22 protein-coding genes are annotated in these 19,236 nt (G+C 62.5%); 7 read left to right on the forward strand and 15 right to left on the reverse strand.

The window, feature by feature from the left end; genetic code table 11:
- The first annotated feature begins 255 nt into the window (after window positions 1-255).
- The 3 genes from EQZ23_RS04260 to EQZ23_RS04270 are packed head-to-tail and all read left to right on the forward strand — an operon-like array spanning window position 256 to window position 4,639.
- Window positions 256-1,767, forward strand: coding sequence for an FAD-dependent oxidoreductase (locus tag EQZ23_RS04260; protein ID WP_128453172.1), 1,512 nt, complete (start codon window positions 256-258; stop codon window positions 1,765-1,767).
- Entirely contained in the window at window positions 1,752-3,095 is a 1,344-nt protein-coding gene (locus EQZ23_RS04265; RefSeq protein WP_206364156.1) for an alpha/beta hydrolase, read from the forward strand. The genes EQZ23_RS04260 and EQZ23_RS04265 overlap by 16 nt, the downstream gene beginning before the upstream one ends.
- Window positions 3,092-4,639: a GMC family oxidoreductase gene (locus EQZ23_RS04270; RefSeq protein WP_240663213.1), complete on the forward strand. Its 1,548-nt coding sequence runs from the start codon at window positions 3,092-3,094 to the stop codon at window positions 4,637-4,639. The genes EQZ23_RS04265 and EQZ23_RS04270 overlap by 4 nt, the downstream gene beginning before the upstream one ends.
- 115 nt (window positions 4,640-4,754) lie before the next feature.
- Here the strand turns inward: EQZ23_RS04270 and EQZ23_RS04275 are convergent, their stop codons facing one another.
- Both EQZ23_RS04275 and EQZ23_RS04280 read right to left on the reverse strand, forming a co-directional pair.
- Entirely contained in the window at window positions 4,755-5,300 is a 546-nt protein-coding gene (locus EQZ23_RS04275) for a sugar O-acetyltransferase (protein WP_276318453.1), read from the reverse strand.
- Between the two features lie 5 nt (window positions 5,301-5,305).
- Window positions 5,306-5,980 (reverse strand): DUF1349 domain-containing protein, encoded by a 675-nt coding sequence (locus EQZ23_RS04280; RefSeq protein WP_206364157.1) that lies wholly within the window; start codon window positions 5,978-5,980, stop codon window positions 5,306-5,308.
- An 86-nt stretch (window positions 5,981-6,066) separates the two neighbouring features.
- On the opposite strand from EQZ23_RS04280, the gene EQZ23_RS04285 reads away from it, so the two are divergent.
- Window positions 6,067-6,615 carry a TetR family transcriptional regulator gene (locus EQZ23_RS04285; RefSeq protein WP_128453173.1) on the forward strand — a complete coding sequence of 183 codons (549 nt, stop codon included), beginning with the start codon at window positions 6,067-6,069 and terminating at the stop codon, window positions 6,613-6,615.
- Between the two features lie 14 nt (window positions 6,616-6,629).
- On the opposite strand, the gene EQZ23_RS04290 is transcribed toward EQZ23_RS04285, so the two are convergent.
- From EQZ23_RS04290 to EQZ23_RS04320, 8 genes are all read right to left on the reverse strand, one after another.
- Window positions 6,630-7,055, reverse strand: coding sequence for an antibiotic biosynthesis monooxygenase (locus tag EQZ23_RS04290; protein WP_128453174.1), 426 nt, complete (start codon window positions 7,053-7,055; stop codon window positions 6,630-6,632).
- Window positions 7,004-7,582 carry an aldehyde dehydrogenase family protein gene (locus EQZ23_RS04295; protein WP_206364158.1) on the reverse strand — a complete coding sequence of 193 codons (579 nt, stop codon included), beginning with the start codon at window positions 7,580-7,582 and terminating at the stop codon, window positions 7,004-7,006. Before EQZ23_RS04295 ends, EQZ23_RS04290 begins: the two co-directional genes overlap by 52 nt.
- An 11-nt stretch (window positions 7,583-7,593) precedes the next feature.
- Window positions 7,594-7,764, reverse strand: a complete 171-nt coding sequence (locus EQZ23_RS20030) for a hypothetical protein (protein ID WP_206364159.1) — start codon at window positions 7,762-7,764, stop codon at window positions 7,594-7,596.
- Between the two features lie 83 nt (window positions 7,765-7,847).
- Window positions 7,848-8,738 (reverse strand): polysaccharide deacetylase family protein, encoded by an 891-nt coding sequence (locus EQZ23_RS04300; RefSeq protein WP_128453175.1) that lies wholly within the window; start codon window positions 8,736-8,738, stop codon window positions 7,848-7,850.
- Window positions 8,735-9,223: a heme-binding protein gene (locus EQZ23_RS04305; RefSeq protein ID WP_128453176.1), complete on the reverse strand. Its 489-nt coding sequence runs from the start codon at window positions 9,221-9,223 to the stop codon at window positions 8,735-8,737. Before EQZ23_RS04305 ends, EQZ23_RS04300 begins: the two co-directional genes overlap by 4 nt.
- A gap of 40 nt (window positions 9,224-9,263) precedes the next feature.
- On the reverse strand, window positions 9,264-9,665 hold the full coding sequence (locus EQZ23_RS04310) for an MAPEG family protein (RefSeq protein WP_240663216.1): 402 nt from the start codon (window positions 9,663-9,665) through the stop codon (window positions 9,264-9,266).
- A 2-nt stretch (window positions 9,666-9,667) separates the two neighbouring features.
- Window positions 9,668-10,060: a hydroxyisourate hydrolase gene (gene uraH / locus EQZ23_RS04315; protein ID WP_128453177.1), complete on the reverse strand. Its 393-nt coding sequence runs from the start codon at window positions 10,058-10,060 to the stop codon at window positions 9,668-9,670.
- A complete protein-coding gene (locus tag EQZ23_RS04320) occupies window positions 10,057-11,289 on the reverse strand; it encodes an amidohydrolase family protein (RefSeq protein ID WP_128453178.1) in 1,233 nt (410 codons plus the stop codon). The genes uraH and EQZ23_RS04320 overlap by 4 nt, the downstream gene beginning before the upstream one ends.
- A 99-nt stretch (window positions 11,290-11,388) precedes the next feature.
- Here EQZ23_RS04320 and EQZ23_RS04325 point away from each other — a divergent pair, with 99 nt between their 5' ends.
- On the forward strand, window positions 11,389-12,264 hold the full coding sequence (locus EQZ23_RS04325) for a LysR family transcriptional regulator (RefSeq protein ID WP_128453179.1): 876 nt from the start codon (window positions 11,389-11,391) through the stop codon (window positions 12,262-12,264).
- A gap of 5 nt (window positions 12,265-12,269) precedes the next feature.
- A complete protein-coding gene (locus tag EQZ23_RS04330; protein ID WP_128453180.1) occupies window positions 12,270-12,974 on the forward strand; it encodes an HPP family protein in 705 nt (234 codons plus the stop codon).
- A gap of 272 nt (window positions 12,975-13,246) precedes the next feature.
- On the opposite strand, the gene EQZ23_RS04335 is transcribed toward EQZ23_RS04330, so the two are convergent.
- The 3 genes from EQZ23_RS04335 to EQZ23_RS04345 form a co-directional block, all read right to left on the reverse strand.
- A complete protein-coding gene (locus tag EQZ23_RS04335; RefSeq protein WP_164913375.1) occupies window positions 13,247-14,197 on the reverse strand; it encodes a polysaccharide deacetylase family protein in 951 nt (316 codons plus the stop codon).
- Between the two features lie 433 nt (window positions 14,198-14,630).
- Window positions 14,631-15,035: a hypothetical protein gene (locus EQZ23_RS04340; RefSeq protein ID WP_128453182.1), complete on the reverse strand. Its 405-nt coding sequence runs from the start codon at window positions 15,033-15,035 to the stop codon at window positions 14,631-14,633.
- Between the two features lie 179 nt (window positions 15,036-15,214).
- Window positions 15,215-15,562, reverse strand: a complete 348-nt coding sequence (locus EQZ23_RS04345) for a hypothetical protein (protein ID WP_128453183.1) — start codon at window positions 15,560-15,562, stop codon at window positions 15,215-15,217.
- A gap of 429 nt (window positions 15,563-15,991) precedes the next feature.
- Between EQZ23_RS04345 and EQZ23_RS04350 the strand changes: the two genes are divergently transcribed.
- Window positions 15,992-16,801 carry a MipA/OmpV family protein gene (locus EQZ23_RS04350; RefSeq protein WP_128453184.1) on the forward strand — a complete coding sequence of 270 codons (810 nt, stop codon included), beginning with the start codon at window positions 15,992-15,994 and terminating at the stop codon, window positions 16,799-16,801.
- A 167-nt stretch (window positions 16,802-16,968) separates the two neighbouring features.
- Here EQZ23_RS04350 and EQZ23_RS04355 read toward each other — a convergent pair whose 3' ends face one another.
- Window positions 16,969-17,565, reverse strand: coding sequence for a response regulator transcription factor (locus EQZ23_RS04355; RefSeq protein ID WP_128453185.1), 597 nt, complete (start codon window positions 17,563-17,565; stop codon window positions 16,969-16,971).
- Between the two features lie 14 nt (window positions 17,566-17,579).
- The gene (locus EQZ23_RS04360; protein ID WP_128453186.1) at window positions 17,580-19,232 is read right to left on the reverse strand and encodes a response regulator; all 1,653 of its coding nucleotides are present in this window, start codon (window positions 19,230-19,232) and stop codon (window positions 17,580-17,582) included.
- Window positions 19,233-19,236 lie beyond the last annotated feature (4 nt).

Genomic DNA, 19,236 nt, shown 5'->3' on the forward strand with positions numbered 1-19,236 from the left:
GCAGACCGACCCGCCAACGCGGCGGGACGGTAAAAAGCGTGTCACTGCAAGGAGAACGCAGCAGCGGCGTATTGGGTCACGAAATATTTGGCCCCGATCGATCGAACGTTCACGAAACCCGTCCGATGCGTGCTCCGCAAACCACCCCGTGCGTTGCGCCGGGAAATATCTGCACGAACACGATATTTCCCGATACCCGACGGTACCCGATATTGATTTGCGACGTTCCAGACGCGCAACACGGAGACTTTGAACATGGCGTCGATCGATCTCGGCAAGGGTATGCCAGCGACAGACCTGCACGACGACACACCGATCGCAGGATCGTTCGGTGGCGAGGACGTCATCCTGGTCCGGCATGGCGGCAAAATCTGCGCGTTCGCCGGCAAATGCACGCATCAGGGCGCGCCGCTCGAAACCGGCATGGTGATCGACGGGACGGTACGATGCCCATGGCACCATGCGCGCTTTTCGCTTGAGGACGGCGAGGCGGTCTCGGCGCCTGCGTTCGCGCCGCTCGATAAGTTCACCGTTGTCGAGGAAGGGGGTGTCCTCACCGTCACCGGCAAGGAAGCGCGGACGCATACGACCCCATCCGCGCCGTCGATCGGCAAGGTCGTCATTGTCGGCGGTGGCGCGGCGGGTCATGCCTGCGCCGACATGCTGGCGCGCTCGGGGGTCGGCGGTGACGTCACGATCCTGTCGGACGATGCCGACGCGCCCTATGACCGGACCGCGGTGTCGAAGGACTATCTCGCGGGCGATGCAGAGCGCGACGAAACCGCCCTACCCGAACCCGGCCTGGGTCGCGGTCCAGCCCCACAGGTCATGACGCGAGTCGCCGTGGCGTCCATCGACGTAGAGGGTCGTGCAGTGATCACGGCCGATGAGGCCCGCGTGCCCTACGACGTCCTCGTCCTCGCGACCGGCGCGACGCCGATCGCACTGGACACGGTGTCGTCCGCGCAAAACGTCTTCGTCCTGCGCACGCTCGCCGATGCCGACGCCCTGAGAGCCGCGGCGAAGGATGCACAGCGCGCGATCGTGCTGGGCGCGAGCTTCATCGGATTGGAAGCCGCCGCGTCGCTTACCCAGGCAGGACTGGCCGTCGCGGTTATCGCCAGGGACAGCGTTCCGCTCGCCAAGGTCGCAGGGCCCGAAGTCGGCAAGTTCGTGCAAGGGTTGCACGAAGATAAGGGCGTCACCTTCCACCTCGACTCCGAACTTGCCCAGTTCGACGGCCGCATCGCCACGCTCGACGACGGTACGACGATCGAGGGCGACCTGCTCGTCGTCGGTATCGGGGTCGAACCCCGGATCGATCTCGCCAAGGCGGCAGGACTGACGATTGCCGACAAGGACGCAGGCGGCGGCGTCGCGGTCGATGCGCAGTTGCAGACGTCGACCGCCGGAATCTACGCGATCGGCGATCTCGCAAGCTACCCCGACTCACGGCTCGGCCACCCGATCCGCGTCGAACACTGGGTCCATGCGCAACGCCAGGGCCAGTGGCTCGCCCGCTCGCTTCTCGGTGTGGTGTCAGGCGGCTACGGTGACACGCCGTTCTTCTGGACCGGGCAATATGATGCCAGCCTCCATTATGTCGGCCACGTCGCCAAACCCGACGATCGCCGGATCGAGGGCGATGTCGCTGAGGGCGACTTCGCGGTTTTCCTGAAGGAGGACGGCAAGGAACAGGCCGTGATGACCTGTGGCGACCACGACAAGATCGCGCTTGAGAAGGAGGCCGCATGGGACGCGGCGTGATGCGTCTCGCACTGTTCTTCCTGCACGCGCTCGGCGGCAGCGCCCGGTCGTGGGACGCGGTGATCGCTCGCCTTGGCGAGTTCGACTGCCAGCCACTCGACCTGCCCGGCTTCGGCGCCGCGTCGGACGCCACCGGATTTACCGTCGAGGCCATGTCCGATGCCATCGCCGCACAGATCCGCGCGCACGATGCGGACCATTGGATGCTCGTCGGCCACAGCATGGGCGGCAAGATCGCCTCGGTCCTCGCGCATCGATCGGAATCGGGTCAGCTCCCCGGATTGGCCGGTATGGTCCTGTTGGCCGCATCGCCGCCCTCGCCCGAGCCGATCGACGAAGAGCGTCGCGCGACGATGATCGGCTGGGTAAAGCAGGGCGCGGTCGGTGCCGAGGACGCCCGCGACTTCGTCGACCAGAACATCGCCGCCCCATTGTCGCCCGCCGCCTATGCCGCAGCGGTTGACGACGTGCAGCGTGCCGACCCGCAGGCATGGCGAGCATGGCTCGAACAGGGCTACCGGGAGGACTGGTCCGATCAGGTCGGCCTGCTCGACACACCCGCCGTGATCGTCGCGGGCGCAGAGGACGGCGATCTCGGCGAAGAGAACCAGCGCAAGCTGAACCTGCCGCACTACGCCCGTGCCCGGTTCGAAACCGTCACGGGTGCGGCACATCTCCTCCCGCTCGAACAGCCCGAGCGCGTCGCACGTCTGATCCGGGACCATGCCGATGCGGTCGGTGCAGTCAGCGTGCCCTCCGACTATGCCCGCCTGATCGCCTCCGATCGCGTCAGCGCGCGCACCCGCGCGACGCTCGCCGAACGCGCGATCGCCGACGATGCCGACTATCAGCCCAAGGTCGTCACGGTGTCGCAACTCGCGACCCTGCGCGCGCTTGTCGACCGCGTGATCCCGCAGCACGCCATCGACCTCGCCGCGCGGATCGACACGCAACTCGCCACAGGGGAAGGCGATGGCTGGCGGTTCGCCGCCCTCCCGGTCGACGCCGAGGCCTATCGCGCTGGACTCGACACGCTCGACACACTGGCGGAGGGATCGTTCGCCAGGCTCGACGACGAGCAGCGCGACGCGCTGCTTCACAAGATCGAAGCCGCGGACTGGTCCGCCGCGACGTCATTGACGCCCGAGCAGATGACCTTGTGGTTCGAGGACGTCCGCGCGGACGCCGTGCGGCTGTGGCTCGCGCATCCGGCGACGATGGCGCGGGTGGGGTATGACGGCTTTGCCAATGGTGGCGATGGCGTCCGCAAGCAGGGCTATGCGCTGACCGCCGCCGACGAACGCGAAGGCTGGGAGCCCGCACGATGAATCTCGACCAGATGCACGCCTATGCCGAGACCGATGTCGTCGATGTCGTGGTGATCGGTACCGGCGCCGGTGGCGCGCCATTGCTCGCGCGCCTCGCCAAGGCGGGGTTGAAGGTCGTCGCGCTCGAAGCCGGCCCCAATGGTGAGCCGGAAGGACATACTCCCGACGAACTCGCTGCGAGCGATATCTACTGGATCGATGAGCGGCTGAGTGACGGTGCGATGCCGCAGGCGTTCGGCGGCAACAACAGTGGCACCGGAGTCGGCGGGTCGACGCTGCACTGGGGTGCGTTCTGCCCCCGCCCCGATCCGCGCGACCTTCGCTTGAAGACGCTGACCGGCAAGGGCGAGGACTGGCCGATCGAGCATGACGAACTGATCGGCTATATCGAAAAGGTCGAGGCGTTCATCGGGGTGTCCGGCCCCGCCGATTACCCGTGGGATGCGAGCCGCCGCTACCAAATGCCCGCGGTCAAGCGCAACGCGTCCGCCGACGCGATGGCCTCGGGGTGCGCTGCGGTCGGGATTAGAACGACAGACGCCCCCGCCGCCTTGGTCTCGCGTGATTGGCGGCAGGAGGGTGGCGGGTTGCGCCAGGCCTGCGTCAATTGCGGCTCGTGCCATCAGGGGTGCCGCAACCGCTCGAAGGCGTCGATGGACACCACCTATCTCCCGCTCGCGGTCGCCGCCGGCGCGGAAATCCGTCCCGGTTGCCGGATGACGGGGGTCGAGCGCGACACCGCCGGCCGGATCGTCGCGGTAATCTACCGTCGCGGCCAGCAGGAGCACCGACAGCGCTGTGCGGCGGTCGTTCTCAGCGCCGGCGGCGTCGAGACCCCGCGCCTGCTGCTTCACATGGGGATCGGCAATGCCAGCGGTCAGGTCGGCCGTAATTTCATGGCACACGTCGCGACACAGGTCTGGGGCCGGTTCGACGCCGAGATGCGCTGCAACCGCGGCTATCCCTCGTCGCTGATCAGCGAGGACATGATGCGCCCCGATGGCGCGGACTTTGCCGGCGGATACCTGATGCAGAGTCTCGGCGTGCAGCCCGTCACGCTGGCAACGTCGTTCGCGCGCGGCGGCGGGCACTGGGGCCAGGGGCTGGTCGACGTGATGGACAACTACCTTCACTTGGCCGGCATCGGCATCAACGGCGAATGCCTGCCGAGCGACGACAACACTCTGGTCCTTACCGACGAAATCGACGCGTTCGGCGTTCCCAAGGCGCGCGTCACCTTCGGCTATGGCGCCAACGAGCAGGCGATCGACAGGCACGCTGTCACGACGATGACCGCGATCTGGGAAGCGGCCGGCGCGCATGACATCGTCACATTGCCGCGCGCCGCGCACACCATCGGCACGTGTCGGATGGGCAAAAGCGGCGACACCGCGGTCGTCGACCCGTGGGGCCGCAGCTTCGAGATCGACAATCTGTGGATTTGCGACAATTCGGTCTTCCCCAGCTCGCTCGCAGCCAACCCGGCACTGACGATAATGGCGTTGAGCATACGTACCGCGAACCGGATACTAGCGCGCGCATGAGGATCACGTGTGCTGCAAAACCCAATTGCCGACGTTCGCGGGCGCTTCTGACTTTCCGAACTTCGGACATTCATTCACATCCGGGCGAATTTTGGCGTGTATGAGTAATCGGCCACTATTTCAGCAGGCGAGCGGGATTGCCCGCAACGGTCACGCCGTAGGGAACATCGCGCGTGACGACACTGCCTGCGCCGACGATCGCATCGTCGCCGACGGTGACGCCGGGCAGGATCAGCGCGCCGCCGCCTATCCAGACGTTTCGGCCGATGGTGACCGGCCGGCCCAACTCGAGCATTTGACGCCGTTGAGCCGGATCACGCGGATGGTCTGCGGTGAGGATCTGTACGCCCGGACCGATCTGCGTACCCGCGCCGATCCGTACCGGGACGACATCCAGCACCGTGCAGCCGAAATTGAGGAACACCCCCTTATCCAGGTGTATGTTGTAGCCATAGTCGCAGTGGAACGGCGGCCTGATCGTCGCACCGCGCCCGGCATGGCCGAGCCCTTCCACCAGCAGCGCATGACGCGCCGCCGCCGTCGCCGTCGAGGCGTGGTTGTAGCGATCCAGCCAAGCGGCGGCGCGTGCTGCGTCCGCGACCAGTTCCGGGTCGTCGGCGGTGTAAAGCTCGCCCGCCAGCATGCGCTCCTTCTGCGTCATCGCGATCAACTCAGGTCGTGGAGATCCTTGCCGAGCGGCGCGGTAATGCTGAGGTCGGAGAAGCGTACGTCCAGTCCGGCACGTTCGGGCGTGCAGGCCATCGGTCCGACCTGATAGGAGGATGCGACCGGAAAGGGCGCGAGCCTGACCAGCGGCCAGGTCTTGCCATCCGCCGACACCTGCAAGCGCAGGACGCCCTTGGCGACGGTCGCGCGCATCCAGAAATCCTGCGCGTCATGCTCATAGGGGCCGGTCGCCCAATCGGACTTGCCGTCGGTCAGCACGCTGCTCAGCATGGCGCGCCCGTCGGACAATTCGATCCCCGCCTTGACCCAGCGCCGTTCGTCGACCCGCACCATGATGCCGGCCTGATCGTAGAGCTTCTGATACTGGCCGCGAATGCGCAGTTGGGCCGTGAACGCGGCAGGCGCGGTGAATCCAAGAAAATGACCACTGTCGCGGGTGAAGCCGTAATGCGTCTCGCGCCAGAAATCGCTGCCCTTGTCGGTGACGAGCGTCAGGTCTCCGCCGGGCGCGACCTTCCAGGACTTCGGCGCATTCAGCCAGCGACCGTTACGCCGCCCAAGCGCCGCGATGCCCGAGCCCTGCGCCGTCACCGCGCCGGCATTGCCCGCGATCGCAATCGCCGCAACGCCGCCGATCATCGTCCGCCTGCTCACCCGATCCTCCGTCACAGCCGCTACCTTCCAATAACCATCGATGTTATGTACATATGTACACATGCCGAGATCGAGGTAAAGAGGCGATGACCCAACAGTCCCGGCGCAACGATCCGGCGCGGCGGCAACGTATCATCGATGCGACACTTGCGGTCATCGCCGATCACGGCACCGCGGCGACGACCCATCGCCGCATCGCCGCGGCCGCACAGGTGCCGCTCGGTTCGGTCACCTATTATTTCGCGACGCTGGAGGATCTCCTAACGACGGCCTTCCTGCAATTGGCCATGGAGTCCTCCGCGGCCTTTCGCGCCCGTCTGGAAGCCGCGACGGACCGGGCAACGGCGTGCACAGCGGTGATCGACATCATCGCAAATCAGGTCTGGGCGGAACCCCGCACGCTGCTGTTGAGCTACGAGCTATACGCCTTTGCCGCGCGTCATCCCGCAGTCGGTGCCGTGATGCAGCAATGGATGGACAGTAGCCGCGATGCGCTGGGGCGTTTCTTCGACCCGCTCACGGCGCGCGCGCTCGACGCGCTGATAGAAGGTATCGGCATCCACAATTCGATCGATCGTGCACCCCTCGATCGTGATGCGGTCCGGATCATCGTCGAGCGAATTGCGGACTGTTAGCCGGGCAGATCCTTTCAGACCGCCAGCACACATGGCACGCCGGTCAGGGTCAGGACCATGCCGACGGTCTCCCGCCGCATGATCGCGATCGATGCGCCATTCATGTGTGCATCAAATGCGGCCTGGTCGGTATAGACCTCGTACAGCATGACGGTATCGGGCACGTCGTGCGGCACCAGAATCTCGAACGCATGCGTGCCCGGTTCCTCGGCCAGGCATCGGAGCCGGTGTTCGGCGAGGTGACGGACGAAGACATCACGCACGCCAAGTGCCAGGGTCATCGTTGCGACGATCGCGTCTTTGCCGCGCAGAGACTTTGCTTGCGCCGGGTTGTGATAGGTGACGTCGTCGGTCAGCAATGCGGGGAGTGCGTCCCAGTCGCGCGTCGTCACGATGCGATGCCATTCGGCGAGCGAGGCGTGGAGTGTGTCGGTCTGCATATCGGTGCTCCCTGCATCGCGCCGACAAAGGCCTGCGTGAACGCGTCGGCGATCCCGCGCTGGACGATGAAACGCTTGGCCCCGGTGCAGATCTGCCCGGCATTGCCGAGCCGACCGAAGATGCCACCCCCCACTGCTTTGGCCAGACCGCCATCGTCGAGGACGACGAACACGTCGCTGCCACCAAGCTCCAGCGTCGATTTCTTCAGCATCTCGGCGGCCCGTGCGCCGACCTTGCTCCCCGCGCCTTCCGACCCGGTGAGCGCGACACCCTGGATCCGGTCGTCGCCGATGAGTTCGGCGATCTTGGCGGCGCCGATATACAGGTTGGTGACGGCACCGTCGGGCGCTCCCGCCTGACGGACGAGATTCTCGAACAAGGCGGCGCACTGCGGCACGATCCCGGCGTGCTTGTACAGGACGGGGTTACCCACCGCGATGGCCGGCGCGACGACGCGGATGAGCTGGTAGATGGGGAAGTTCCACGGTTCGACCGCAAGCAGGACACCGACCGGATGGAACTCCACCCAGCCCTCGCCTACATCGCCAGCCGCGGGCTGCGGTCGCCGCGACACCAGTCCAAGCGATAGAGGGCGGCGGCGCGCGCGAGCGCCTGCTCGACATAGGCGTCGGAATGCTCGTCGAACGCCTTGATCGTCTGTTCGGTAAACGGGTTGGTCGCGCGATATGCCGTGGCGGGACCTTTCACAGGGAAACTCGCGGTAAGCCGACCTTGAAGATGAATCCACCAACCTCACCTGAAACCTCGGGAGGTATCGCCAACCTATCCCGTCAGGCAGGCTTGCCCGGTCCCTCCGCCATATGTTCCGCGATGGCGCCGGCCGTCGTCCACCAGATGCGAGGGTCGGCAGCCTCCCTCAACCGCGTCAGTACCCGGTCGAGATGGAGCGCACGGTGCGGCTGCCCCATGATGTAGGGATGAAGCGCAATGCCAAGCACCAGCGGGCGGCGATCGCATTCGGCCAGAAGCTGTTCGACCGCATCTGCGATCATGCCGGCAAACGTTTCGGCTTCTTGGTGGCGAGCGATGATAGAGGGGATGTCGTTGACCTCCTGAGAATACGGGATCGACAGGATTCCCTTGCCGCTCCGGGTATCCAGTCGTGTCGGCTGATCGTCATGTGCCCAGTCGAGGACATAGCCGAACCCTGCTTCTTCAAGCAGATCGGGCGTATTGTCGCTTTCCGAGATCCATGGCCCGAGCCAGCCGCGTGGGCGAACGCCGATGGCTTCGAATTCCTGAAGCGTACGCGCGATCATTTCGCGCTCCTCGTCTTCGCTCATGTGGCCCTCGGCCTGTGCATTGGTGCGGCCATGCGCGGCAATTTCATCACCCCGGTCACGGCACGCCTCGGCAAGCCCCGGACAATGCGTGATGATGGCGCTGTTGACGAGCGCCGTCGTCTTCAGTTCGAGCCGGTCGAACATCTCCATGAAACGCCAGGCGCCGACGCGGTTGCCGTAATCGCGCCAGGCGAAGTTCATGACGTCGGGATCGGTCTTGGATGGGGCCAGGGTTGCGCCCATCCCGTCGCCAAAGGCAAAAACCTCATGGTTCACGCCGAGGTACACCGCCAGACGGCGGCCTTCCGGCCAGCTATAATCGGGGCGGCCGATGATCGGGACGTACTCATACCGGCCGTGATGTGGCAGTTCCGTCATGGACGCATCCTCGCTTTGCCCAATACCTGCGCGATGGCCTCAGTCGCACAGCGCTCGTCATTGGCCGATCCACCTGATCCGGCGACGCCGATACCTCCGATCACGTCCCCATCAACGACAATCGGCATGCCACCGCCCAACAAGAGCAGTTCGGGTATCGTGACGAGGTTACGGGAGGTCGGGTCGCTTGCTGCACGCTGGGCCAGTACAGTCGTGTTAGCCTTGGTCGACAAGGCGGTGAACGCCTTGCGCTGCGCGGCGAGCGTGTTGTGCGGGCCGATGTCGTCGCCGCGCTGGAGCGAGACCAGGTTTCCGCCGCGATCAACCACCGCGACCACAGATTCCCGACCGATCGTACGGCACGAAGCGATTGCGGCGCCCGTCAGGCTGTTGGCGAGCGCCAGCGACACGGTTTTACGCTCGAGCGGTACCGCGGGTATTGTGGCGGCGATAGCCGCCGACAGAATAGCGACCAGGCTTAACACCGTGATGTGACCTTTCGAGGATAATCAGCGCGGGAACGCATTATGCGACACCTGCTGCGATCAGCGCGGCCCAACCGGCGAAGAATGCCAGCACAAGCCATGTCAGGATCGCCCCGCCTGCCCGCGGCACGTTGGAACGTCGCAGGTCCATTCCGATCGGATGAGCGATCCTCGCCACCACGAAGACCGCCGCGGTCAGCCCAAGCGGTAGGCTCGTACCCCGAGCAAGCTCGATCAGCGCCATGAGCGCCAGGACGAACGGTGCATATTCGACCAGATTGGCATGCGCCCGCATCCGTCCGGCGAGCAGATCCCCACCGCCGTCACCGATCAGCACATTGTAGCGGAGCCGCATGCGGAAGATCCGCAGGCCAAGCCACAGGTTGATCGTTCCAAGGGAGGCCGCTGCCGCCAGCGTGACGGGAAGCGTCATGCCAGCCATGCTCAGTTTCCCCGGTAGGTCGAATAGCCATAGGGGCTGACCACTACCGGGACATGATAGTGACCCGCCTTGTCGGTCACGCGGAACGTCAGCGTGATCTCTGGAAAGAACGGGCTCGCTGACGCGTCGGGGTAACCCGACATGTCGAACTGCAGCCTGTAAATTCCGGTGTCGAACGACTTAGGGTCTCCAAAACGGCGGACGCGGCCATCGGCATCGGTGGTCGCAGCCCCGACTTTCTGCCATCGTCCGTCAACGGCGCGCTTCGAGAGGGTTACAGGGACAGCCTTGCCGCCAACGCCTCGGGCGAGGTCGAGAACGTGAGTGGAAATGTCGGCTGCCGCGGCGGGGGTGGCGACTGCGCCGAGCAAGAGAGCGAGAGCGATGGGCTTCATGGACGATATCCTTGCTGAGTGTCGTATCGGGGAAAGACGGTATCGAGCCGGGATGTGCTCGATGGTACGATTGCGCCTCGCTGGACCAGACGACGGTCGCTGGGCGGAGCGGCGACCGCGGCTGCGGCGTTTTCCGCATCGACTATGACGAACGTCGCTTCGTCACCGACAGCCATGCCGTAGCGTTCGAGCCCCAAAACCATTGCTGCGTCCGTCGTGGCCATATCCAGTGCGGTTGCGAGATCGGCGTCCGTAAAGAAGCCTGATCGATATCCGATCATCCTTGCGCGGCCGAGCATGTCCGCATCGCCGTACGGCCACCAAGCATCGCGGATGTTATCGTTGCCGGCGAACACACGCACCCCCGCAGCGCGCAACAGGGTGATGGGCGGAAACGCACGATCGCCGGGCGCATTGGTCATGATCGCGACTCCGGCTTGCGCCAATATGTCCGCGGTGCGCGCCGCTGCGTCCAGATCAACGTCGCCGAGCGCATAAGCATGGCTGACTACGACCAGCCCGTTCAAGCCGCTCGCCATCGTTCGCGCTGCGATCCGACGAAGTTGCTCAATCCCCTGATTTCCGGGTTCATGGAGATGGATATCGATTTTCACGCCGTGCCGCTCGGCAATGCCGAAGACCACATCGAGGTGAGCATCGGCATCGCCATCGAACGTCGTTGGATCCAGCCCGCCAACGATGCCAGCGCCTTCCCTCACCGCGGCGTCGAGCAGATCGGCAGTGCCCGGTGAAGCGATTATGCCGGCCTGCGGAAAGGCGACAAACTCTACATCGACACGCCCGCGCCAAGGTTCACACGCGGCCATAACCGCATGCAGATTGGCAAGGCCTGTGGTGGCATCGATATCTATGTGGCTACGCATCGCGATCGTGCCGAATGCATGCGCTTGCGCGAGCAACGCATCGGCGCGATCAGTGATAGGCAAGGCATTGGTCAGCATCCGCTTTTCAATGTTCAACCGCTCCTGAAGGCCATCAGCCGGGCAGTGCGAATGCCACCGGTCGCCCACGAAGCTTTTGTCGAGATGGATATGGCCATCTACAAATGCGGGAAGCACGGGCAAACCTTTCAGGTCCACCTCGTCGGCTTCGGTGACAAGGAAACCGGGTTCAACAAACAGGCCGTCGCGCACTGCCAGATCGACAGTGCTGCCATCCTGAAGTCTCGCATTGCGAAACAGCCGTTCCGGCGGGGTGTCAGGAGTCATCAACATTCTCGGCGATAGTGAACATCTGAATTAGGAAAGCCTGAAAGCATTTGCTAATTAAATGTTTGAATATAGATCATTCGATTATAGAATGTGGTCATGCTAGATCCAAAATTGCTACGCACTTTCGTCGCCGTCGCTGATGCTGCCAGCTTCACAATCGCAGCGGATCGCCTCAATTCCACCCAGTCCACCGTCAGCCAACATCTGGGGCGGCTTGAGGCCGCGACCGGTCGCCAACTGATTGACCGGGCGGCACGCCCGATAGGACCGACCCCGGCGGGCGAACGCCTGCTTGGCTATGCACGACGATTATTGACGCTTCAGGCCGAGGCCGAAGCGTTACTCGCCGATCCCGCCGGTACAGCGACCATCCGCATAGGCGTGCCCGATGACATAGTGACGGCACCGATGAGCCAGAGGTTCGCGCAATTTGCAGAGCGCCATCGCGCCATCCGTCTTGACGTAACAACCGGATTGAGCAGAGATTTGTCGCGACGATTTCGCGCTGGCGAGTTTGACATCGCCATCGCCAAGGAGCCGGCAGCCGGCAACGATGCCCGCGCCAGCTTTCCCGAACCGCTCGCGTGGTTCGAAAGCTGCGAACTGTCCGGGGGCTGGCCTGATCCTATCCCCCTTGTGACGTTCCCATCGGGCGGACTTTACCGTGACCTCATGATCGACCGGATCGAACGCGAGCAGCGACGATGGTACATCGCCTTTACCGGCAACAGTCTCGGCAGTGTGCTGTCAGCAGTAGAGGCTGGGCTTGGCGTGTCCGTGCTGCCCGTCAGCACCGTCGCGGCACACGCCGTTCGTGCTAGTGGCATCTTTACTGCGGACGCACCGTTGGTGGTGTCGATCTATGCCTGGGAATGCGGTGGCGCGACAGGAGAGCTCGTCGCGGCGATGAGTGAAGCGCTGTCCAACCGTCCGGGCGAGCAGATCAATACAAAGCCCCTCAACAAAAGGTAATCTGCTTGCGTGCGTTTTTCGCTCCGATCCTTGCTGGTGCCACGTTCAGCGATCGGCTGTTGGCATGTACCGGTGCCGCCGTCGGGATCACGCTCACCGCGATCGTTACAGCGATGGCGTTCGGAGAAGGGTGGACGGCAATTCTGCTTGTTGCCCCGATGGGCGCGTCCGCGGTGCTCATCTTCGCCGTTCCGGCCAGTCCGCTTGCGCAGCCGTGGTCAGTGATTGGTGGCAACGTCGTCTCAGCTCTTGTTGGGGTTGGGATCGCAGCCATGGTGTCATCGCCCGCGCTCGCGAGCGGCTTGGCGGTCGGAGGCGCGATCTTGGCTATGTCGTTGCTGCGCTGTCTGCACCCTCCTGGCGGGGCTGCCGCACTGACCGCAGTCATAGGCGGACCGGCCGTCACGGCAGCGGGTTGGATGTTTCCGGTATTGCCTGTCGGTATCAATGCCGTGATCCTGACTGTCGCTGGGATAGTCTTTCACCTGCTATCCAGGCATTCCTACCCGCATCGTGCTGTTTCAATAATGGCCGGGCCTGCCGTTCCGGGAGGGGGTATTACTCCGCATCCTGAAGACCTCGACGCCGCGCTCGCAGACCTCGGTGAGACGTTCGACATTGGCCGTGAGGATCTCGATTTGCTCTTAGAGCGCGTGAGAGTGCATACGGCGATACGTCGCGCAGACAACGATGCTGGAAAACGGCGCTGACGCCCACACGGACAGACATTTCGGAAAGTGGCATTTTTGGTGTTGGCACCGTGCGGATGCTGAAAACCAGCTATCTACTATTAGGGTCGCAGCAAAACGGTTGTGATACCAGCATCGGCGAGAGTGCTGCGAGCGATCGGCGTCAATCTTTTCCCGTTTTCATGCTCGCGGCTGATTTTGGGAAGCCGCTCGCGTTCCCAAAACGCGATCCTTTTGGAAACGCCCTGGCCTTCTCGACCGCCCTGCCCAACCGGGAAGCTGCAAAAGCGCCCTTATGGCGTCTTACTGGCGTAGGCGCTGATCCAATCTGGTGGCTCCTGCTCCAGCCGCCCGTCGACCTTTACCTGTCGTTCCCGAGCCCATCGGTACGCCCACATGGGACCGAACTTCGTCGCGACCGCAGGCATCGCCGAATAGGCCGGGTCGGCTTGTGCCCGTGCGAGCGAAACGAACCCGTAGCCGGCTGAACGAAACAGGCCAAGTAGCGCTTCAATCGTTGCCGCGTTCAAGCGGTTGGCGTGTAGGAGCATGATCGCTGGCACATCGCGGCCAAGAACCTTGCGGTCCAGCTCGCCATAATAGGCAATCTGGACGCGGGTATGATCTAGATACGCCCGCCGGACCCGCTGCATCATGCCCTTATCGCGCTCGATGAGGGCGCGTTCGTAGGCATTGTTGAATAGGTAATCGGATGTGTCGATCGTGGATGCGGCCAGTTTGTAGCCATGACTGGCGAGAAGCTTCTCGATCGCGAGCCGTTTGGTCTCGGTGTCGCCGACGTGGTTCAAGGGGAAGCGGAAGAACGAGATGGGACGATCGCTCGATGTCGCCATTGGTCGGATGGTTGCTTCTCCCCCTGTTATCTCCTTCTCGATCCCCGCAACGTTGAGGTCGTTGCTGTCGAAATGACTGTAGCCGTGATTGCCGAGCGCTAAGAGGCCCTTGTTCCACTCGGCAAGTAGGCGAGGACCAGCAGGCCCAAGTGCCTGCACCTTGTCCTCGTTGACGAAGCCGGTTGCGGGAACGCGCGCGCGCCGCAGCACGCTGACGATGTGGCGCTGTGCTGCAATAGCGGCGTCAGGGGAGACGGTCGATCCGTCGCTGGCATACGGGAGATCATCGAAGGTGATCGCAACGACCCGACCGGCTTTTGCCGGCGTAGATCCTTCAGCGGAGGCGATGGCCGCGCAGGTGGCGAAGCCGACAAGCGCCAGTGCGGTCATCAAGGGCCGGCGAAAGGAACGAGCTGTGCGACGGACATTCATGACCTCAACACCTAGCCGATAGTAGGAGAGCGTGAGAAGCTTTCCCGTTTGACCATTCTAATCGGGAACACCGCTCGGATCAGCGGATATCATCCACCTCGAGCAGAACACGATAAGCGCTGTCTTCGCTCTGCATTGCTCGAGCCGCTTGCTCAGCCGTTATCGCACGCTGGAGACGTCGGCTACCGGCTGACTTTCCGCTGTCGTATTCGGCTATATAACGGTCGTCTTCGTAGGTGATCAGCAGACCCCATCCCTCGGTGGTGAGTTTTCGGACGGTCTAATATGTTTTGCGACAGGGACAAAAGGTAGCTCGCGACCAGAGCCAGCCGTTCGCGCTGGAGGAAGGGGCAAACGGACTATACCTCCCGGCGGAAATTTAACCCAGCACTCACGCCGACAAGGCTTCTGCCACTTCGACAACCCGACCGAGATGACTGTCGGATTTCAGCCAGGGGTTCGGCTCAATCGGTTGTACATTCCTATTAAAAAGCGATCCGGACCGGTCTTCCAAAGCGCGATACACCAACAACGGGGCAACCTTTTCGGCGTAAGTCTCGGCACTTTGAAAAAGCAGGCCGACAAGTATTTCTTGCATCCGCTGCGGTAAAGACGACTGACCGAGGACGCCAGACATGATGTCGGTCTTTATAGCTCCTGGATTCATGCCGAAAGGGTTGATGGCGGGGAAGCGAGCGGCCGTATTAATAACCAGCGTTTCATTCAAAATCACGCTATTGCTATGGGTAATCTGCCAGCGATAGTTATGTTCGGATTCAATATCGGCAAAGTTCAAGGATCTTTCGCCACCGGGACCCCCCAGATGAACAAACGTGGTTTCACCCGGCCCGGAAGCGTTCCCTGACTCAAATTTGATGCCATTTCCCGAACAATGGCCCACCTGCTCAGCGCGCTCGTTGCCAAGTCCTTTTCAAGTCCCTCCGACGTCACAGCGCGGCTCCTTCCGGTAAAGATTCAATGCGTGAACAGAAGCGCATCCCATGTTTCAACCGCTAAATCCTGCGCAACATTCCGGGCATTGACCAGAGATGAGAGATCAGCCGGGACAAACACTCTGCGGTGATGCGTAAGGTCCTTGAGCGACCGCCCAATGACGGTAACCTCAGCTCCCTTGTTAAGCAGTGACTGCGAAATGGCTCGAGCAAGACCACCAGTGCCTCCAAAGATCGCAACCTTAAGTCCCGAGAACGCCGATGGATCGGCAGCGAGTGCAGAGGGTTTCCAATCCTGCCTCAATATTCCAAACGATGATACTGGCGTCTCCTGGCCGACCCGTTCGTTTCTGCCGAACGGCAGGCGCATGCTTAAAGCCGGAGTGTCGGCTTTGCATCAAATGAAACTCAGTGGGGGCGCGGCTGGATCGAGCGCAATCATTTTCCCGGAAGAGGTAACGTCCAGAACATCTCAAACGGCTGCACTAGCTGTAGCGGCTCACAATGATGCGCGGCCGGAACTGCAATAGATGGCTCTTTCGCGCTCGGATTATGTGAAACGCTGGCGGTCGGGAAACACACGTTCGTTCACACGCAAATCACGTTCAGTACGACGGACACGAGATGTTTAGCGAGCGAAGCACGAATGGCAAAAATCGGTGGAAGCGGACATAGTATATAGTATGATACACTGAGTCCGGCTTTACCTTTTCCCCAGCTGCTCACAAGCCTCGAGCGTCAATCGCGGTAGGCACGTTCGCCGGCTTTGATCCGCTACCGAATGGAGTAAAAGCCTTCCATGACAGCACGAAAGTTCATGGCCCTCGCAGCCGCACCGCTCGCCTCGGCGCTGCTCGTCACCTGCCCTTCGCCAGCCGCGGCGCAGGCGGAGAGCGACACGAGCGGTGCCCGACGAACCCGTATCGCTCTGGGTCCCCAGATCGTGCCGAGCTTTCCCGGTGCCGACAGCGTCGGTATTCGCCCGCTCGTCGATGTTGCGCGCGCACGCGGCGACGAGCCGTTCGCCTTCGAGGCACCGGATGAAAGCTTTGGCTTCAGCGTAGCCCGCAAGGGCGCATGGCAGTTCGGCCCCGCGCTCGGCTTCGAGGGACAGCGTTCGCGCGACAACACGAACGGATTGCTGCCCAAGGTTGGCTTCACGTTTGAGTTGGGAGGCTTCGTCCAATATGAACTCACCTCGAATGTTCGGCTTCGAACCGAAGTCCGTCAGGGCATCGGTGGTCACAAGGGGCTGATCGGAACCGTTGGTGCCGACTATGTCATCCGCGACGCCGACCGATGGCTGTTCTCCGTCGGTCCACGCGTCACGGGTGTGAACGGTCGCTACAGCCGCGCCTATTTCGGAATCGATCCCGCAACCGCGATGACCGCATCGCTACCCGCCTTTCGGGCGAACGGCGGCTTGCAGGCGGTCGGCATGGCCGCAGGCGCCATCCGCCAGTTCAACGACAGCTGGGGGATCTACAGTTATGCCAAGTATGATCGGCTTGTTGCGGACCCTGGCAGGTCGCCAGTGGTGCGCGCATTTGGGAAGCGTGACCAACTCTCGGGTGGCGTCGCGCTAACCTATACCTTCGGCGGCAGTTGAACGTCCGCAACTGGGGCGACAGCCGCCGATCTGGCGGACGCCGCCACCACACGGAAAACGTCCGGTTTTCTCGCCGTCGGAAAATGACTGCGCTGCGGGTGACGCTGGAGGAGCGCCTGACTACGGCGAACACCGGACGCGGATTTTCAACGGGCGCTGCCACAGCATCAGAGAATGCCGCCCCGGAGCGACTTGATGACGATCTCGGTCCGGTTCCGCGCGTCCAGCTTAAGCGCAAGCGACCGGAGATGAAGCTTGACCGTCGTCTCCTGTATCCCAAGCGCCCTGGCGATGACCTTGTTAGCCTCGCCCTCGTGCAGCCGCCGCAGGACGTCCATCTCGCGGTCGGTCAGCTTGGTATCCGCGGTAGCCAAAGCGGGCAGGTCGGCCGGCGCGAAGCGTTGGCCGGATAGCATCAAGTGAACGGCGGCAATCATCGATTCCGCAGGCATTGCCTTGGGGATAATTCCCGACGCACCATCATTCAGCAACTGGACGGCCTCGCGCTGGCCCACAAAGCCTGACAAGATCGCATAGCGGCTCGCATTGCCGGTCATCAGTTTGCCAATGTCGACGAGCCCTTGCACCCCGGGCATATGCAAATCGAGCAGGACCAGGTCGAATAGGCCGTTGCCATCGAGCCTGATCTTGACGTCGGCCGCGTTTGTCGCGGTGACGACGTGCGCTTCAGGCCAATGCGCCTGAAGCATCGACGCGACGGCATCGAGCACTAGCTCGTGATCGTCCGCGATCAGAAATTTCATCCCTCCCCCTTTTTCTAGCCGGCAAGGTTCAGCCTTACCAATATGGCCTGCAGACTTTCGCCACTCGGCGGCTTGGCGAGTGTGGCATCAATCTCTGTCGGGATAGCCGATTTCAGTGCGTTGGAACATAAAATGATGGGCAAGTCGGGGCGAATTTGCTTGGCGCGTACTGCGAGCTCGTCGCCGCTTATCTCCGGCATGGACCGGTCGGTCACCAGCAGCTGTATAAAATTCGGCGCCTGTTCCAGAAATGCCAGGGCTTCGCGAGGGTCGGAGAAGCTGGCGACCTCCCATCCCCGTGCTCGAAACAGACGATCCAAGCGGTTCAATGCGATCGGGTCGTCATCGACAAGCAAAACATTGGCAATGGTGTCGGGCAGGATCATGTGTTCCGCAGTGTCCGCAGGAACATCCGCGTTAGCGCGTGCGGGCAAATCCAAGACGAAGACGCTCCCGACACCCGCTGTGCTGAAAATTGCCAAGCCACCGCCGCACGTCTCGACAAGATCCTTGACCGAAGTCAGGCCGATCCCGCGCCGACGCCCATTGGATTTGGTCGTTACGAACCGCTCGAGCGCGTGATCGAGAACGGCTTGATCCATGCCGATGCCCTCGTCATGGATGATGATCCGTGCCACCGCGCCGTCAATCGCGGAGCCAAAGATAAGGCGGGCAGCGGGGGCGAAAGGCAGCGTTGGTGGCGCATATCCGGGCAGCATCTCCACCTCGATCCGCAAGACGCATCCGGTCCCGGTCATCGCCTCGATCGCATTCTTGAACATATTGGTCATCGAACGCGCAAAGAGCGTGGGTTCTGCCAAAACAAAGAGCGGCGTGTCCGGGACCTTGCAATAGGCTGTCTGCGTGATGTCGAGCAGTGGCGCCATGAGATCGCACAAGCGCGGCACCAGATCGGTCAGATCGCAAATCTGCTCCGCCGGCGCGGTATAGCCGGGGTGAAGTTGATTCAATACCGAGCGGGCTTGATGGAGCGCGTCGAAGACCGACATCATCAGCTTACGCGGCTCGGACTGGTCATATTGCTTCGCTAGCAACGTCATCGACGCGTCTATCGCACCCAAAAAGTTTGAAAAGTCGTGCGTGACCGTTTCAACGAGCTGATCCAAAGCTGCGGCGCGGTCTGCTTCTATGACCCTTCGCCGCAGATCGGCCGTTTCTTTTTCCCTGATCCTACGCAGGCCGGTATCGCGCGTACAACACAGGATGCCTCCATCGCGCAGCTGGGTGAGGGCTAGGTCCTGAAAGACGATAGCACCATCGCCGCCGCGTCCTGTCATCTCGCCGCTCCATCGGCCTTCGCGCGCAACCTGTGGCATCACGTCACGGTCAAACCGCGTCAGAGCCTCGCTGTCATATAAGCGCGTCCAGGATTGCCCGATCAGATCTTTGCCGCAAGCAAATCCGAACATCTGCGCATGAGCGTTGTTCATATAGGTGAAAATACCATCGGTATCGGCGATCGCGATACCTTCCCCTGCAGAGTCGATCGCAGCAGAAAGTCGGGTTACCTGGGCAATCTGAGCGAGCAGTTCATGGTGCGAGGCGTCCAGTTCGTTGGATTTGCGCTCCAGCAGGTTTTCCGCACTCTTGCGGGCGGCGATTTCCCGCTCCAGCCGAAGCTTCAGCAGATGAGCACTGTCCGGCATCAAG

The sequence above is a fragment of the Sphingomonas sp. UV9 genome, assembly GCF_004101245.1.
In the GTDB taxonomy this organism is placed as follows: Bacteria; Pseudomonadota; Alphaproteobacteria; order Sphingomonadales; family Sphingomonadaceae; genus Sphingomonas.